This is a genomic window from Actinomycetota bacterium (genome assembly GCA_019347575.1).
Classification (GTDB): Bacteria; Actinomycetota; Nitriliruptoria; order Nitriliruptorales; family Nitriliruptoraceae; genus JAHWKY01.
The window spans coordinates 190,664-206,695 of record JAHWKY010000004.1 but is presented as its reverse complement, the minus strand read 5'-3'; the positions used below and the strand labels follow the sequence as shown (position 1 = coordinate 206,695).

Below are 16,032 nucleotides of genomic sequence, written 5' to 3'. Positions count from 1 at the left end.
CCCTCGGCATCGTCGGCCTCCGTCCAGGACCGTGCCAGGGCGGGGCGCAGCTGACCGTGCTCGTCGAGGTGGAACAACGGCACTCCCCAGAGCACGGCGAGATCCACCGCGGCAGGATCGTCGAAGAACGCCGGGTACCACGCCGCCGGCTCCTCGGGGTAGGCCACGGAAACCGAGCCTGCGGGATCGTGGGTGGCGTCGGGTGCGGCGCTCGGCGTGGGCAAGGCAGGGTCGAGCTCCCGTGGCGCGGGAGCACACGCGACGCCGAGGGCGAGGACAGCGAGCACCGCGACCGCGAACCGAGAACCAGCCGCCCCCCCGACCGTCACCCGCTACGCCCCGTCTGCGAGCCACACGCGCGTGAGATCGACGCTCCCGTCGGCGCGGACGCGAAGGTCCCGCACGACGTCATCGACGATGCGGTTGTGGCGGTAGAACATCACCGGTGCCAGCGGGGCGAGTCCCAGAACCCGCCGCTCCGTCTCGAGGTACAACTCCCGCCGGCGCTGCTCGTCGGCCGTGCCGCGGGCCTGGGCGATGAGCTGATCGATGTCGGGATCCGCCAGCCGCACGACGTTGGTGTCGCCCACGTTCGCCGATCCGAACAGCGGCTCCAGGTAGTTGTCCGCACTGGGGTACTCGGCCTCCCAGCCGAGGCGGAAGAAAGCGACCTCGCCCGCGCGAAGCTGCGGCAGGTACTCGTCGAACTCGCGCGGTGACAGGTTCACCTTGATCCCGAGGCTCTCCTCGATGTCCTGACGGACGGCCCGCGCGATCGCCTCCTGTGCGGGGTGCGCGTTGAACGCGAGCGCGATGGGCTCGAGCTCGCGTCCCTCGAGCAGCGCACGCGCGGCCTCGGGATCGTGCACGCAGTACGGACACGTGTCCGGGGTGCTGCCCGGGATGCCGGATGGCACCAGACGGTCGGCGGGCACGCGGGTCCCGTCGAGCAGCTCCTCCGCGATGGTGGTGCGGTCGATCGCCATCGACAGGGCACGCCGCACGTCCGGGTCGTCGAACGGTGGCGCTTGGACGTTGAACCCCAGGTAGTACAGGATCAGGTTCTCGCCGTCGATGACTCCCGGCCCGCTGTAGCCGTCCGGTGAGCGGCCGTGCAGGGCTCGTGCTTGCTCGAGCTCGTCCGGGGGGACGACCGCGTAGTGGAGCTGGCCCTCCTCGAAGTCGCGGTAGGCATCCGAGTCGGCTTCGTCGCCGTAGATCTGGAACACGACCTCGTCGAGCCACGGGCGCGAGCCGGCGTAGTCGTCGTTACGCACGACGCGGATGAACCGGCCGTGCTCCCACGGCTGCGCCATCTTGAACGGACCGTTCCCGATCGGCGATGCTCGGAACCGCCCGTCCTCGACGTCGGCCGGGACCGGCGCGAGGCTCGGGTGGGTCAGCACCTCCGGGAGCGAGAAGTTGGGTGCGCTCAGCTCGACCTCCAGCGTCCGGCGATCGACCGCACGCACCCCGGTCAGGGGCGTTGAGGTCGACCGCGAGTCCTCGTAGCCGAAAACCTCGCGCAGGAGGTGAGCGTTGGGCGAGAGCTCCCCCGGTGTGCCGTTCACGATCCGGTTCCACGCCCGGACGAAGTCATCGGCGACGACCGGGGAACCGTCGTGGAAACGTTCGTTGCGACGGATCACGAACCGGTAGAGCGTGCCCTCGCGGTTGACCGTCCAGTCCGCTGCCGCGGCAGGGACGATCTCGAGCTCGTCGTTGGCCCGGAACAACGAGTCGAACAGGGCGTCAACGACCGCCCGTCCCTCGCTCTCGAGGACCGAGCCGGGATCGATGAACTCCGGTTCGGCGACGAGTTGGTACTTGAGGGAGCCGCCCGCACGCGGACCGCTCTCGGCGGACGGGGACGCGATCGGGGCCGGTCGTGTGCCGGTCGCCGTGGGCTCCCCGACCGGCTCCGCAGGTGCGACCGTGCACGCGGCACCCAGGACCGCGGCGAGGAGCGCGAGGATGGGTACGTGGAGCGCAGAGGACAGGGAACGACCACCCCAGCGTCCGTCGTCGTGACGCCGCGTGATCAGATCCGGGCGACCAGGATCAGGTTGGTCAGCAGGAAGCCGGTGCCTGACGCGACCGTCAGCCGGTCGAGGTTGCGCTCGACCACCGCGGAGCCCTGCGCGCCCCCCATCCCGCCGCCGAACAGGTCGCTCAGGCCGCCGCCTGCGCCACGGTGCATCAGGATGAAGAGGACTAGCAGACTCGAGAATATGAGGTGCAGGACCACGACGGCGATGGTGATCACGCGGCTTCTCCCAGAACTGGTCGGAGATGGAACGCAGAGGGTACCAGCGTGGGTCGTGCGTCAGTCCGGCTGCGGTAGCCGTGACAGCCAGTAGACGCCGAACCCGCCGTCCTGCGCCGGTACGACCGGGGTGGCACGCCAGCGCCCTGCGAGGTCGGACTCCATCGCGACGCGCGCGCGGGGCCGCAGTCCCAAGCCGCGCTCGCGGTACGGGGAGTAGCCGACCCGCGACGCGGCGTCGGCTCGCAGCACGGCGGGGTTGACGTCCCGCCCGTCATCGGGTGTCGAGCGGTCTCTGCCGACGCCGCGCTCAGTCATGGGGAAACCGTTGGAACGGTAGACCTGGAAGGCCGTCGCCTCGGGCGCCGCAGCGACCTCGGGCTCGTGACGCGCGTGGGTGTAGAGGACGGCTAGGGCGTCGCGCCCCTCCGGTGCGCTCCCAGCGATGGAGGCCGGGATGCCGATCGCGGCGACCACCGCGCCTCCCAGCGCGGCGAGGACGGCCGTGTTCTCGGCCAAACGTCGCGCCCATCCCACCGGGGCCTCGCGTTCGATCAGCCGCCGCACACGGAGCTCGACCGTGGTCACCTGGGAGGTCGGCGCGAACGACGCGCACGCGGGAGCGGGCGCGCCCCGGTCGACCACCTTGAGCAACCCGCTGGCAAGCGCACCTGGCCGACCCGTCAACTCGACGGCGAGTTGATCCGCCGCGAGCTCACGCTCGGCGTGGAGGCGTCGCAGCACCCAGCGCCCGCCCGGGACGAAGAAGGCCAGGTCGCGGGCCGCACCCACCAGGACTGACACGAGGTTGTCGCGCCGGCGCACGTGGGCCAGCTCGTGTGCCAGCAGCCCCTCGAGTTCCTCGTCATCGAGCCCCTCGACCAACCGCCGGTCCACCAACAGCAGGGGGCGTCGCAGACCGACGACGCGAGCTCCGCCGTCGCACTCCTCGGTCACCGCCACCGGCGGAACCGGTACACGCATCGCCGCAGCGAGACGCCGGACGGTGTTCTTGACCCGAGCGTCTGGTGTCGTGGCGATGGCGAACGCCTCACCGGCGATCCGTCGGGTCCGGCCGATGCGCCACGCGCGGCGCACGAGGCCGATGGTCGCGACGATGCTCCACGCCGCCAGGAGCAGTGGCCAGCCTGATGGCCCGACGCGCAGGTAGCCGTCCCCCACGGGGATAGGTAGGCCGTTGACCGCCTCGACGGGGAGCATCAGCGACGGCAGCGCCGCCTCGCCCCACGACATCACGGCGATCGTCACCAGTGCCGCGGTCGGCACCAGGACGGCGATGGTCCGTGTCCGCGGCATCCGCAGGCCCGCCGCCAGCAGGCACCGGGCCAGCAGCAGACCGACCACCGACGCGATCACGGCACGGATGGCCAGCGATTCGGTGGGGATGCTGAGCAGCACGTCGGTGCTGAACAGGGGTCAGCGCTCCTCTTCGCGGCGACGCTCGACGGCGGAGCGGAGCTCCTCCATCGTGACCTCGTCCAAGCCGTCCACGACATCCGCGAGGTAGGCGGCAGCGGGCTCGGGGTAGCGGTCAACCAGCCAGCCGAAGACCCGAGCCACGGTCGAGCGTGCGTAGCTCTCGCGGGTCACGGCCGGGCCGTACCGGTGTGCCAAGCCGCTGGTGTCGCGTCGGAGGAAACCCTTCGCTGCGAGCCGGGTCATGGTCGTCATGACGGTCGTGTAGGCGATGTCACGGCTGCGCGCGAGCTCGTCGTGGACGTCGCGGACGGTGGCATCGCCGAGCCGCCACACGACATCCATCACCTCGGTCTCGAGCGGGCCGAGCAGGGATTCGAGGGGATCGTTCCGTCTGGCCACGGGGGGAACCTCGCGTCGTACGGCACCCCACTATAGCTCGGGGCGCCGCCCCTGGCCCTCGAAGGACCTCAGCGCCGGTGTCCCACGATCAGCGCGAAGTCGTCGGCATCGAGGCTGGCGCCCCCCACCAACGCCCCGTCGACGTCGGGCTGCGCCATCAGTTCGCGGACGTTGCCGGGCTTGACGCTGCCCCCGTACTGCACGCGGATCCCGGCCGCGAGACCGTCGCTGTAGCGCTGGGCGAGCCAGGTCCGGATCGTCGCGCACATCTCCTGGGCATCATCGGGTGTCGCGGTCTCTCCCGTCCCGATGGCCCACACCGGCTCGTACGCGACGACCAGCGCCTCCGGGGCGGCGATCTCGACTCCGTGCAGCGAGCCCTCGAGTTGTCCGACGACGACGGCCGCGGCCTGACCTGCCTGACGCTGCTCGAGGCGCTCCCCAACGCACAGGATCGGCACCAGCCCGTGACCCAGGACGGCGTTCACCTTGCGGTTGACCACCGCGTCGGTCTCGCCGAACAACGCCCGACGTTCGGAGTGCCCACAGATGACGAGATCGACGTCGAGCCTGGCGAGCATCCCGGCGGAGACCTCGCCCGTGTAGGCGCCCTCGTCCTCCCAGTGGCAGTTCTGCGCCCCGACCGAGAGCGGCAGGTGGTCGGAGTCGATCAAGGTCTGCACCGACCTCAGCGCCGGGAACGGAGGGCACACCACGACGTCCTGCCCCTCGTAATCGCGTTCGTCGAGGTGGTACGCCAGCTTCTGGACCAGTTGGATCGCCTCGAGGTGGTCCTTGTGCATCTTCCAGTTGCCGGCGATGATCGGCCGCCGATCGGCCACAGGTGCCTCCTGGTGCGCGGACCCCCGAGCCTAGTGCTCACCACGAGTGCCCCGGTCCGGGGCCCGGTCAGTCGCGCTCGTTCCGCGTCCGGAGCCGGATGACCTCGCGTGCCGCAAGTGCTGCGGCTCCGGCGAGAAGTGGCAGGGACCCGCTCCCCGTCGTCGGCAGCGGCGCCGGAGCACGATCGACGGGAGGAGGCGACGGCGAGGACGGTTCGAGGTCGTCGCAACGGCCCTCGAGGACGGCCTGCGTGACGTGGTCGTCGATGCTCGCGACGGGTGCCTCGTTGCCGACCCAGGCGTCGCCGTCGAAGTACATCCGGAAGATGCGCTCCGCCGTGCGCGTCGCGACGGCCTGCATCGTCATGGTGGGGTTCGGTCCGCCGATGCCGTTCGCGAGGGCGGAGTTGTCCGCGATGAACAGCCGCTTCACGAAGCGCGCCTCGCCATCGGGCGTCAACACCGAATCCGCCTCGTCCAGCCCCATCCGCATCGTGGACTGCACGTGCAGGATGAGCGGCGGCCAGTTGATGTGGTGGACCCGTTCCGCCCCGGCCGCCCGGAGCAGATCGACCGCCTTCTGGGTCAGCGTCGCGCGGTTCTGGCGCGTCCGCTGGGAACGCTCGCGGTGTCGGAACGTCACCTTGGGGACGGGGCCGTGCTCGTCCGGACCGTAGCTGCTCGACAACGTCACCCGGTTCTGCGCCTCCACGTCGTCGTCGGTGATGACCAGCACGTTCAGGAGCTGGTCGATCCTCGAGGTGAGTTCCGCGAACGGGACGCCGGCGAGCCGCCCGAACGTGTCAGCGTCGGACGGCGGTGTGTAGCCGTTGGTGTAGTAGCCGGCGAAGCCGCCATCCGAGAAACCGTTGCTGAACCCCTGGAGGGCGGGCGGGAGCCCCACGTTCTCGAGTCCGCCGAGCCCGGGGAAGTCGGCGCGGGCGGACGAGCCGACGCCCTTCGACGAGCCCGTGTAGGTGTCGAACTCCCCGATGACCCAGTCGAAGTAGTGGTCGGTGTAGCCCCGTCCCACCCAGTCGTTGGGGTTGGGTAGCTCCGAGTTGAGCCACAGCCGGGGGTTCTCGGTGCAGCCGCCGGCCATGACGATGACCGTGGCCTCCTCGGTCTGGGTCTCGCCGGTCGCGCCCACCCGCCAGGTGACCGCACGGGCGACCGTCGCCCCGCCCTCGTCGACCGTCGCTATCTGGGTCACGAAGGCGTCCGTGATCAGCTCCGCTGCCTGTCCCTCCGGGGCCCAGCAGTCAGCCGTGAGCATCATCGGGACGTAGCTGTTGTCGGTGGAGCGCTTCGCCTTGAGGTTGCGGGGCGCCTTGATCGGCTGGTAGCAGCCCTGGAAGCAGTAGCCGCAGAAGGTGCAACCGGTCGCCTCCGGGTACTCCAGCGCCCCCGCGTCGGTGCTGAGCCCCGCGTTGCCGCCGGGCTGCAGGATCGCGTTCTCCTGGGGCCGGAAGCTGTCGCGGGTCACGTTCTTCGAGGCGTTGTAGGGCAGGCCCATCGCCTCGGCACCGGTCAGGAACAGCTCCTCCTTGGTACCCATCGCCGCGGTCTGGACCGGCAGCGTTGCTTCGACCCACTCGTAGTACGGCACCAGTTCCTCGTACGTGAAGGGGAACGGATGGGCGGTGTCGTAGGCGGCGGCATCGGCGCCGCTGTAGCCCACGAAAGCGCCGGGCATCGCTCGGGGCGAGTTGCCGTAGTAGTGCTGGGTCGTGCCGCCGACGCCCGACAGCTGCCACACGACCGAGTTCTGGGGGGTCTCGCGGAACCAAGCGGGCTTGCTGCGGTCGGTGGGTCCCCACCGGAAGAACCCGGTGAGGATGTTGTTGGCGTCGTTCTCGAAGTGCGTCCACTCGTCCTCGGGATCGGCGTGCCTCGGACCCGCTTCGAGGACGAGCACGTCGAGACCCCGGGCGGCCAGCTCCTTGGCGACGACCGGTCCCCCGCCGCCGCAGCCGATGACGATCACATCGCGAGCCACATCGTCTCCTCCTCCTCCTCCTCCTTGGTGTGCTATCGGCCTCCGGCCTACTTGAGCACGGTGCTCAGGTCAGGTCACGTCGGATCGGCAGCGCGGCGATCGGCCCAGTAACCCTTGAACTCGTCCCAGCCCTCGACCGGAACGGTGCGCCCCGGCTGGTACCCGGCGTGCTCCCACCCGACCGGCCGTCCCGTCAGGGCCCGCGCCTGCGGGTCCCAGGCGCTCAGCTCCGTGAAGGCGAAGAACTGCACGAACCCCGGCAGCAGGCCGTACAGGAGCTGCACGGAAGCGAGGTCATCGGTCACGGTGGCCTGGCGGGTGTCCTCCTCGAGGACGCGCCAGGTCTCGATCTTCTCGTCGAAACTCAGGCGGGCGAACGGCGACGGGAAGGCGCCACCGGCCGCGGCGGGGTTGACCGTCAGCGCCACGGAGTTCATCCCTCCTGCGGCAAGCTGGGACAGCGCCAGGGTCTCGTCGTTGGGGACCGGCTGATCCGGGGCGGGAACGAAGAAGTCGAGGCCCGCGATGATCGCCTCGGCGGCACCGGCGGCGACAGCGCCTGGCCCGTCGGTGGCCTCCTGCTGCGCGACGGAGTAGTCATCGTCGCCGGGGAACACCATCGCGGCGAACCCCCGGAACGTGTCGAGCACGATGTCGGGCGTCTGAGCCGCGGCATCGGACCGCGCACCCCAACGCAGCAGGTCCGGGGCGGTGGCGACGACACCGGCAGCCGCGAAGGTGCCGCTGACCCGCCGGATGAACGCCCGACGCGACAGATCGCGCGCGTGTGACCCCACGTCGCTCCCCTCGTGGCCCGACACCGCACCCTAGCGCCACGACCGCGACGTCAGTCGACCGGGACGACCTTGCGGACCTCCGCGTAGTGGCAGGCACTGGGGTGTCCGTGGTTGAAGCGGTCGATGAGTTCGGGCTCCTCGCGTGCGCAGAGGTCGTCCGCCTTCCAGCAGCGGGTCCGGAAGTTGCAGCCGGAGGGAGGGTCGGCGGGACTGGGCAGGTCCCCCTCGAGGATGATGCGATCCTTGCGTTCCTCGATAGACGGGTCGGGGATCGGGACCGCCGACAGCAGCGCCTGGGTGTAGGGCATGGTGGGACCCTCGTAGATCTCCGCCTCGGTCCCAACCTCGACGAGCTTGCCGAGGTACATCACCGCCACCCGGTCCGAGATGTGCCGCACCACCGACAGGTCGTGGGCGATGAAGATGAAGGACAGCCCGAAATCGGCCTGGATCTCCTCGAGCAGGTTCACGACCTGCGCCTGCACCGACACGTCGAGGGCCGAGACGGGCTCGTCGCAGATGATCACGGAGGGTTCGAGCGCCAGGGCCCGAGCGACCCCGATGCGTTGACGCTGGCCGCCCGAGAACTGGTGCGGGTAGCGGTTGATGTGGTCGGGGTTGAGACCGACGCGCTCGAGGAGCTCGTGGGTGCGCTTGCGCCACTCGCTCTTCGGGACCACCCCGCGGTGGATCCGCCACGCCTCCGAGATGATGTCGCCGACGGTCATGCGGGGGTTCAACGACGAGTAGGGATCCTGGAAGATGATCTGGATCTCACGACGGAGCGCCCGGAGTGCCCCCGCATCGAGCGTGAACACGTCGCTCCCGCGGTAGAAGGCCGAGCCCGAGGTCGGTTCGTGCAGCCGCAGCAGCGTCCGCGCCACCGTGGACTTGCCACACCCCGACTCGCCCACCAGCCCGAGCGTCTCGCCTTTGAACAGGTCGAACGACACCCCGTCGACGGCCTTGACCTCGCCGACCTGACGCTTCAGCAGGATCCCCTTCCGGATCGGGAAGTACTTGACCAGGTCGACGACCTGCAGGAGCGGCTGAGCCTCGGTCCACGTGCTGGTCCCCAGATCAGACACCGATGACCTCCTGCCAGTAGTGGCAAGCGCTGCGGCGCTCGGTGCCGGCCACCTCGTACAGGGGTGGCTCCTCGTCGATGCAGTGCTGGCGCACGAACGGGCAGCGCGGGTGGAAGGGGCAGCCGCGCGGGATGTGCATCAGGTCGGGAGGTGATCCCTCGATCGGCTCGAGCGCGTAGCCCTTGCGATCCGTCCGCGGGATGGAGTTCATGAGGCCGAGCGTGTACGGGTGGGCGGGCTTGCCGTAGACCGCGTGGATCTCGCCGGTCTCCACGTGTCGGCCGGCGTACATCACCACCACCTCGTCGGCGACCTCCGCGACCACCCCCAGGTCGTGGGTGATCAGGATCAGGCCCATGCCCGTGTCCTGTTGCAGCTCCGCGAGCAGTTCCATGATCTGGGCCTGGACCGTGACGTCGAGTGCGGTCGTGGGCTCGTCCGCGATGAGCACGTCGGGATCGAGCGCCAGCCCCATCGCGATCATCACCCGCTGGCGCATCCCACCCGAGAACTCGTGGGGGTAGGAGTCAACCCGTTCGCGTGCCGACGGGATGTGCACGCGATCCATCAGCTCGATCGCCTTCTCGCGCGCTTGCGACTTCGACAGGTCACGGTGGCGTCGGAACAGCTCGCCGATCTGCCACCCCACGGTGAAGACGGGGTTCAGCGCCGACAGCGCATCCTGGAAGATGATCGCGATGCGGTTGCCGCGGACCGCGCGACGCTCCGACTCGGGTAGGTCGAACAGGTCGACGCCGCGGAAGCGCACCGACCCCCCGGTGACGTGCCCGGGAGGGGTGTCGATGATGCCCATGACCGCCTGCGCGCTCACGCTCTTGCCGGATCCGGACTCGCCCAGGATGGCGAGGGTCCTGCCGGCCTCGAGCCGGTAGCTCAGACCGTTCACCGCGTTGACCACGCCGTCCTGCAGGCGGAACTCGACGTGCAGGTCGGTGACCTCGAGCAGCGGGGCGCCCGGATCGACGGGACGACCACCGAGCAGGGCGGGGGAGGCCACCGGTGTCGTCATCAGCGCAGCTTCGGGTCGAGAGCGTCACGGAGCGCGTCACCCATCAGGATGAAGCTGAACACCGTGAGACTGAGGAAGAGTGCCGGGAAGAACAGCAGATGGGGGGTCTGCAGGATGCGGTTCTGGGCACCGTTGATCATCAGGCCCCAGGAGATCTCGGGCAGCTGCAGACCCACGCCCAGGAAGGACAGCGCCGCCTCGGCGGTGATGATGATGCCGATCGTGATGGTCGCGTACACGATCACCGGGCTGATGGCGTTGGGCAGGATGTGACGGATGATGATGCGCAGATCGCGAGCTCCGAGGGCGCGCGCCGCCTCGACGTAGTCGGCCTCCTTGGTCTGGATCACCTGCGAGCGCATCAGCCGCAGCATCGTCGGCCACCCCAGCAGGACCAGCACCAGGCTCACCTGCATCAGGCCGCGCTGCCCCAGGTTGATACCGAGGATGGTGCGGTCCCGCAGGGTCGACAGGATCACGATGCCACCGAGGATCACCGGGATCGCGAACCAGATGTCGGTCATCCGCGCGATGAGAGTGTCGACGAGGCCGCCGAAGTAGCCCGCGATCGAGCCGAGCGTGACCGCGATCAGGAGCGCGAACCCCGTGACCAGCAGACCGATGCTCATGGACACCTTCGCTCCGTAGACGGTGCGGGCGTAGTAATCGCAGCCCTGGAGGTCGAAGCCGAACCAGTGGGTCGCATCGGGGCGCTGGAGCGAGCGCGAGAGCAGGCAGTTCCGCGGGTTGGTGTCACCGGGGTAGAACCACGTGAACAGGGTCGGGAAGTAGGCCATGAGCAGGAAGATCACCATGATCACGGCAGACACGATGAACAGGGGGTTGCGCTTCAGATCGCGCCACGCGTCCCCCCACAGGCTGCCCTCGCGCTGGACCTCACCCTCGGGTGGGGCTGCGGGATCCGCCTCGCGCGCGACCTCCTCGGACGGCAGCGTCGGGGCGTCGGGCATGCCCGGGCGGGCGTCGTCCACCTGCTGCGTCGGACCGCCCGTCGGCTCGTCGGTCTGATCAGTCATACCGGATCCGAGGATCGAGGACGGCGTAGAGCACGTCCACGAGCAGGTTCGAGACGACGTACACGATCACCAGGAAGGTCACGATCCCGACCACGACGCTGCCCTCCTGTCGCAGCGTCGCCTGGAACACCTCGCGTCCCACGCCAGGGATGTTGAAGATGGTCTCGGTGATGATCGCCCCGCCCATGAGGTTGCCCAGATCGACGCCCAGGAACGTCACGACCGGGATGAGCGAGTTGCGCAGTGCGTGGATGCCGACCACGCGGCCTCGCGTGAGGCCCTTCGAGGTCGCGGTGCGGACGTAGTCGGCGCGGAGGTTCTCGACCAGGCTCGTCCGCGTCAGCCGGGCGATGTAGGCGAGTGAGACCGACCCGAGGACGATCGAGGGCAGCACGAAGCTCTGCCAGCCCTGACGGGTCCCCGCGACAGGAAGGAGGTCGAACTGGACGCCGACGAGCAGCTGGGCGATGAAGCCCAGTACGAAGATCGGTATCGAGATCACCACGATCGTCGAGACGAGGACGAGGTTGTCGACGAAGCTGTTCTTCCGGATGCCGGCCATGATCCCGGCGATGAGCCCGAGGACGGCCTCGAAGATGAACGCACCGATCGCCAGCCGGATGGTGTTGGGGATGCGCTGCTTCATGATGTCCCAGACGGGACGGCGCCGGAAGTCGGTCCCGAAGTCGCCCTGGACGATCCCCGAGAACCCCGTCTCGTCGTCGGGGACGACCCCCATGTACTTGCCGTACTGGACGAAGAAGGGATCGTCGAGGTGGTACGCGTCACGCAGGGCGGTCCGGACGGAGTCCGGCATCGAGCGCTCGCCGCCGAGCGCCCGGATGGGATCGCCCGGCATCGCGAACACGAGGAAGAAGATCAGGAGGGTCGCGCCGAAGAAGACCGGGATGAACTGCAGGAGCCTGCGGATCATGTACCGGCCCACCCGGGCTCCTCCTTCGCTCGCGGCTCCCTCGCGCGCGCCCGCGGACGTGGATCGGGGGCGGCCAGGTCGCCCTGGCCGCCCCCGAGGCTAGCCCAGGCTGACGACGTCAGCCTGGGTGTCGTACACCGTCAGCCCGTCGGGCTCTCGGTCGCCGACGGTGGGTTCATCTCGTCGTAGCCCTGCCAGTTCGAGAAGAACGAGTTGTTCTGCGCACCGTTGGAACCCAGCGCTGCGAAGTTCCACGCGTTCGCGTAGTCCTGCGCGGTGATCGCCGTCCCGTCGTGCCACGTCCAGCCGTCCTTGAGCACGATGGTCCAGGTCTGGCCACCGTCCTCGGACTCGATCGACTCCGCGTGCTGCAGGAACGTCTCCGTCGTGCGCGGGTCGGTGTCGACCAGGCCCTTGAAGACACCCTTGAGGACCGCGATCCCCTCGGACTCGTTCGACAGCATCGGCGTCAGGTGCTCAGGCTCGACGATGAACGTCGTGAACGGCGCGTCCGCCGTGATCTCGGTGTAGTTGATGTCCCCGAACGCATCGACGAACACGTTGTCCACCGTCTCGTTCCACGCGTACTGGTTCTGCCCGTAGAACATCGGGATCACCGTGATGTCGTTGCACAGCATGTCCTCGGCCTCCTGGTACAGCGGGATGGCCGCATCCAGACCCTCGGACGCCGCCGTCTCGTTCGCCTCAGCCAGCTTCGCGTCGAAGTCCGGGTTGGTGTAGAAGGTCGTGTTCGACCCCGCCGGCGGGTGGCTGGCGCTGTGGAACAGCGGCTCGAGGAAGTTCTGGGGGTGCGGGTAGTCCATGCCCCAGCCGAGACGGAACGGGCCGGTGAAGCCCTGCTCGTCCGACAGCGGCAGGTACTCGGAGAACTCCAGGCCCTGGAACGCCACGCGCTCGATCGGGATGCCGAGCACCTGGTTCCACTGGTTGGCGACGGCCTCGGTCCACAGCTCGTGGACGGACCCGGTGTTGAACCAGATCTCGAGCGTCTCGGGCAAGGCGTCGAGGCCACCGGCCTCCTCGAACGCCGCCGCGGCAGCGTCGGCGTCGAACGCCCAGTTCGGACACGGTGCGTCCTCGGAGCGGGCGCCCGGGATACCCGGCGCGATGAACCCAGCGGCCGGATCACGGGTGTCGTCGAGGACGGTCGAGGTGATGGCCGCGCGATCGATCGCCATCGACAGCGCCGCACGCATCTGCGGGTTGTCGGCGAGCCAATCGACGTAGCTGGGCAGACCGAGGTAGTTGATGGACGTGTCCGGCGACTCGCCGAAGCGGTCCCCGAAGCGCTCCTGCGCGTCCGCGACCTGCGGCGCTGGCAGCTCGTCGCTGACGTCGAGGTTGCCGGCGATCAGGTCGGTGTACGCCGTCTCGCTGTCGGGATAGATCGCGAAGATGATGCCCGGGGCGTCGGGCGGGTCGGAGCCCTGGTAGTCGGGGAACGCCTCGGTCACGATCTCGACGTCGTGGTTCCAGGGTTCGGTGAGCATGAACGGGCCGTTGCCGATGGGCTGCTCGTCGAAGCCCTCCGGGTCGTCGAAGAACGCCTGCGGCACCGCGTAGTAGCCGGGGTACTGCAGCTGCTGGACGAAGGCGGGGTCGGGCGACTTCAGAGCGACCTCGAGCGTCCGGTCGTCCACGACCGTCACACCGGAGAGCTCGGTGGGCACCTCTCCGTCGGTCGCGGTGCCACCGTCGGTGGGTGCCGCGGTCGCACCATCGGTGGGCTCGTCGGTGGTGTCGTCATCGCCGCCACACGCCGTGGCGAGGAGCGCCACGGCGGCGGCACCCGCGATGACGCGAGTGAAGCTGCGGGAAGGCTTCATCAGGTGTGTTCCTCCTGGAGACTGCTGTACGTACTACAGCGATAGGAGGACGGTAGTTGGTCGCGCCCACCACTGCAACGACGCTCCCGGTGCGCGTCGAGTGCATGCGCCGAACGCACGCCTACACACGGTGGTCAGGGGGCGCGGAGCGCGGCCACGCCCGGCAGGTCGGTGCCCTCGAGGAACTCGAGCGCGGCGCCTCCGCCCGTCGACACGTGCCCGACGTCGCCGTCGAGACCCAACCGCCGGACCGCAGCAGCCGAGTCACCCCCACCGACGACGGTGAAGCCCGCGCAGCCAGCCACGGCCTCGGCCACCGCACGCGTCCCCGCTGCGAAGCGGTCCCACTCGAACACGCCCATCGGGCCGTTCCACAGCACCGCCCCCGCACCGGAGATCACCTCGCGGTACCCACTGGCGGTCTCCGGGCCGATGTCGAGGCCGATCCGATCGGTGGGGATGCCGTCCGCGACCCGGACGGTGACCGCATCCGCATCGGCGGCGAACTCCGTCGCCGCGACGACGTCAGCCGGAAGGTGCACCTCCACGCCCCCCGCGCGCGCGTCGGCAACCAGGTCCCGCACGGTCTCGACCTGCTCGTCCTCCACCCGTGAGCCGCCCACGTCCGCACCCTCCGCACGCAGGAACGTGAAGCACATCGCCCCGCCGACGACCAGGGCATCCACCTTCGTGAGCAGGTTGCGCAGGACGCCGAGCTTGTCGCTGACCTTGGCACCACCGAGCACCGCGACGTACGGGCGCGGCGGGTCGTGCAGGAGTCGGCCGAGGACCGCGAGCTCGCGCTGCAGCAGCAGTCCGGCCGCCCCCGGGACGCGCGCGGGGACCCCGGTGATCGAGGCGTGGGCGCGGTGGCACGCCCCGAAGGCGTCGTCCACGTACCGGTCGACGAGGTCGGAGAGGGCGTCGGCGAAGGCGTCGTCGTTGGCCATCTCCCCCGGCTCGAAACGGAGGTTCTCGAGCAGCACGACCTCGCCGGCACCGAGCGCGTCGACGCGGGCGCGCGCATCCGGTCCGATGACGTCAGCCGCGACCGGGACCGGCTGCCCCAGAAGCTCGCCGAGGCGCCGACCGACGGGAGACAAGCTCAGGGCGGGATCGGGCTCGCCGGCGGGCCGACCCAGGTGGCTGCACAGCACCACCCGAGCACCGCGCTCGAGCAGGTGTCGCAGCGTGTCCAACGCTGCGGTGAGCCGGAGGTCGTCCGCGACCGCACCGTCGGTCAAGGGAGCGTTGAGGTCGGCCCGCAGCAGGACGCGCTCGCCGTCGACATCCAGGTCCGCGACGAGCCTCACGCCCTCGAGTGCGGGGACGGTCACCCGGTCAGAGCCGCTCGCCCACGAACTCGACCAGCTCCGCCAGCCGGTTGGAGTAGCCCCACTCGTTGTCGTACCAACCCATCACCTTGACCAGGCTGCCGTTGGCCATCGTGCTCGGCGCGTCGAAGACGCACGAGTGCGGGTTGCCCACGATGTCGGCGGACACCAGCGGCTCGGTGGAGTACTCGATGATGCCGGTCAACGGACCCTCGGCCGCCTGCCGGAACGCGTCGTTGATCTCGTCGATCGTCGTCTCCCGCGAGAGGACGCAGACGAGGTCGGTGATCGAGCCGTCGGGGACCGGCACCCGCAGCGCGAGGCCGTCGAGTCGACCCTCGAGATCGGGCAGCGCCAGCGACGCAGCGCGGGCTGCACCCGTCGTCGTCGGGATGATCGACACCGCAGCGGCGCGCGCGCGGCGGTGATCCTTGTGCGGTCCGTCCTGGAGGTTCTGGTCGCCCGTGTAAGCGTGGACCGTCGTCATCAGGCCCTTGTCGATCCCGAAGGCCTCGTGCAGGACCTTGGCCATCGGCACGACCGAGTTCGTGGTGCACGAGGCGTTACTGATGATGTGGTGCTCGGCAGGATCGTAGGTGTCCTCGTTCACCCCGAGCACCAACGTCGTGTCGGGACCCTTGGCCGGCGCGGAGATGATCACCTTCTTGGCACCGGCCTCGAGGTGCTTCGATGCGCCATCGCGGTCGGTGAAGAAGCCGGTCGATTCCACCACGACGTCGACCTCGAGCTGCTTCCACGGCAGCTCGGCGGGATCCCGCTCGGCGAGCACCTTGAACTCGTCGCCATCCACGATCAGGCCGTCACCGCTCACCTCGACGGTCCCGTCGTAGCGACCGTGAACGCTGTCGTACTTGAGCAGCAGCCCCAGCGTCTCGGGGTCCGTCAGGTCGTTGACGGCCACGAGATCGAGGTCGAGGCCGCGCCGCTTCGCCGCGCGGAAGAAGTTGCGGCCGATGCGACCGAAGCCGTTGATCGCGACGCGCAGGGCCATGGCGGGA

General features: G+C 69.4%; 15 protein-coding genes. All 15 read right to left on the bottom strand.

Features of this window, described 5'->3' with window-relative positions; all coding sequences use genetic code 11:
* Positions 1 to 224: hypothetical protein (locus KY469_04190; protein ID MBW3662279.1), on the bottom strand; the 224-nt coding region annotated here is incomplete at its 3' end.
* A gap of 108 nt (positions 225 to 332) precedes the next feature.
* Positions 333 to 1,736, bottom strand: coding sequence for a peptide ABC transporter substrate-binding protein (locus KY469_04185; protein MBW3662278.1), 1,404 nt, complete (start codon positions 1,734 to 1,736; stop codon positions 333 to 335).
* 305 nt (positions 1,737 to 2,041) lie between these two features.
* Entirely contained in the window at positions 2,042 to 2,263 is a 222-nt protein-coding gene (gene secG, locus KY469_04180) for a preprotein translocase subunit SecG (protein MBW3662277.1), read from the bottom strand.
* A gap of 63 nt (positions 2,264 to 2,326) precedes the next feature.
* Positions 2,327 to 3,685 (bottom strand): M56 family metallopeptidase, encoded by a 1,359-nt coding sequence (locus tag KY469_04175; GenBank protein MBW3662276.1) that lies wholly within the window; start codon positions 3,683 to 3,685, stop codon positions 2,327 to 2,329.
* Positions 3,686 to 3,703: 18 nt separating this feature from the next.
* Positions 3,704 to 4,105 carry a BlaI/MecI/CopY family transcriptional regulator gene (locus tag KY469_04170; protein ID MBW3662275.1) on the bottom strand — a complete coding sequence of 134 codons (402 nt, stop codon included), beginning with the start codon at positions 4,103 to 4,105 and terminating at the stop codon, positions 3,704 to 3,706.
* Between the two features lie 68 nt (positions 4,106 to 4,173).
* On the bottom strand, positions 4,174 to 4,947 hold the full coding sequence (gene tpiA / locus KY469_04165; GenBank protein ID MBW3662274.1) for a triose-phosphate isomerase: 774 nt from the start codon (positions 4,945 to 4,947) through the stop codon (positions 4,174 to 4,176).
* A 67-nt stretch (positions 4,948 to 5,014) separates the two neighbouring features.
* A complete protein-coding gene (locus tag KY469_04160; GenBank protein MBW3662273.1) occupies positions 5,015 to 6,934 on the bottom strand; it encodes a GMC family oxidoreductase N-terminal domain-containing protein in 1,920 nt (639 codons plus the stop codon).
* A gap of 86 nt (positions 6,935 to 7,020) precedes the next feature.
* Entirely contained in the window at positions 7,021 to 7,743 is a 723-nt protein-coding gene (locus tag KY469_04155; protein MBW3662272.1) for a hypothetical protein, read from the bottom strand.
* A gap of 50 nt (positions 7,744 to 7,793) precedes the next feature.
* Positions 7,794 to 8,822: a dipeptide ABC transporter ATP-binding protein gene (locus tag KY469_04150; protein ID MBW3662271.1), complete on the bottom strand. Its 1,029-nt coding sequence runs from the start codon at positions 8,820 to 8,822 to the stop codon at positions 7,794 to 7,796.
* A 1-nt stretch (position 8,823) separates the two neighbouring features.
* On the bottom strand, positions 8,824 to 9,861 hold the full coding sequence (locus tag KY469_04145) for an ABC transporter ATP-binding protein (protein ID MBW3662270.1): 1,038 nt from the start codon (positions 9,859 to 9,861) through the stop codon (positions 8,824 to 8,826).
* Positions 9,861 to 10,898, bottom strand: coding sequence for an ABC transporter permease (locus tag KY469_04140; GenBank protein MBW3662269.1), 1,038 nt, complete (start codon positions 10,896 to 10,898; stop codon positions 9,861 to 9,863). Before KY469_04140 ends, KY469_04145 begins: the two co-directional genes overlap by 1 nt.
* Complete coding sequence (locus tag KY469_04135) at positions 10,891 to 11,844, bottom strand: ABC transporter permease (GenBank protein MBW3662268.1); 954 nt, start codon at positions 11,842 to 11,844, stop codon at positions 10,891 to 10,893. The genes KY469_04140 and KY469_04135 overlap by 8 nt, the downstream gene beginning before the upstream one ends.
* A gap of 128 nt (positions 11,845 to 11,972) precedes the next feature.
* Positions 11,973 to 13,679 (bottom strand): ABC transporter substrate-binding protein, encoded by a 1,707-nt coding sequence (locus KY469_04130; GenBank protein MBW3662267.1) that lies wholly within the window; start codon positions 13,677 to 13,679, stop codon positions 11,973 to 11,975.
* Positions 13,680 to 13,813: 134 nt separating this feature from the next.
* Positions 13,814 to 15,016, bottom strand: coding sequence for a phosphoglycerate kinase (locus KY469_04125; GenBank protein MBW3662266.1), 1,203 nt, complete (start codon positions 15,014 to 15,016; stop codon positions 13,814 to 13,816).
* Positions 15,017 to 15,020: 4 nt separating this feature from the next.
* Positions 15,021 to 16,025, bottom strand: coding sequence for a type I glyceraldehyde-3-phosphate dehydrogenase (gene gap / locus KY469_04120; protein MBW3662265.1), 1,005 nt, complete (start codon positions 16,023 to 16,025; stop codon positions 15,021 to 15,023).
* Positions 16,026 to 16,032 lie beyond the last annotated feature (7 nt).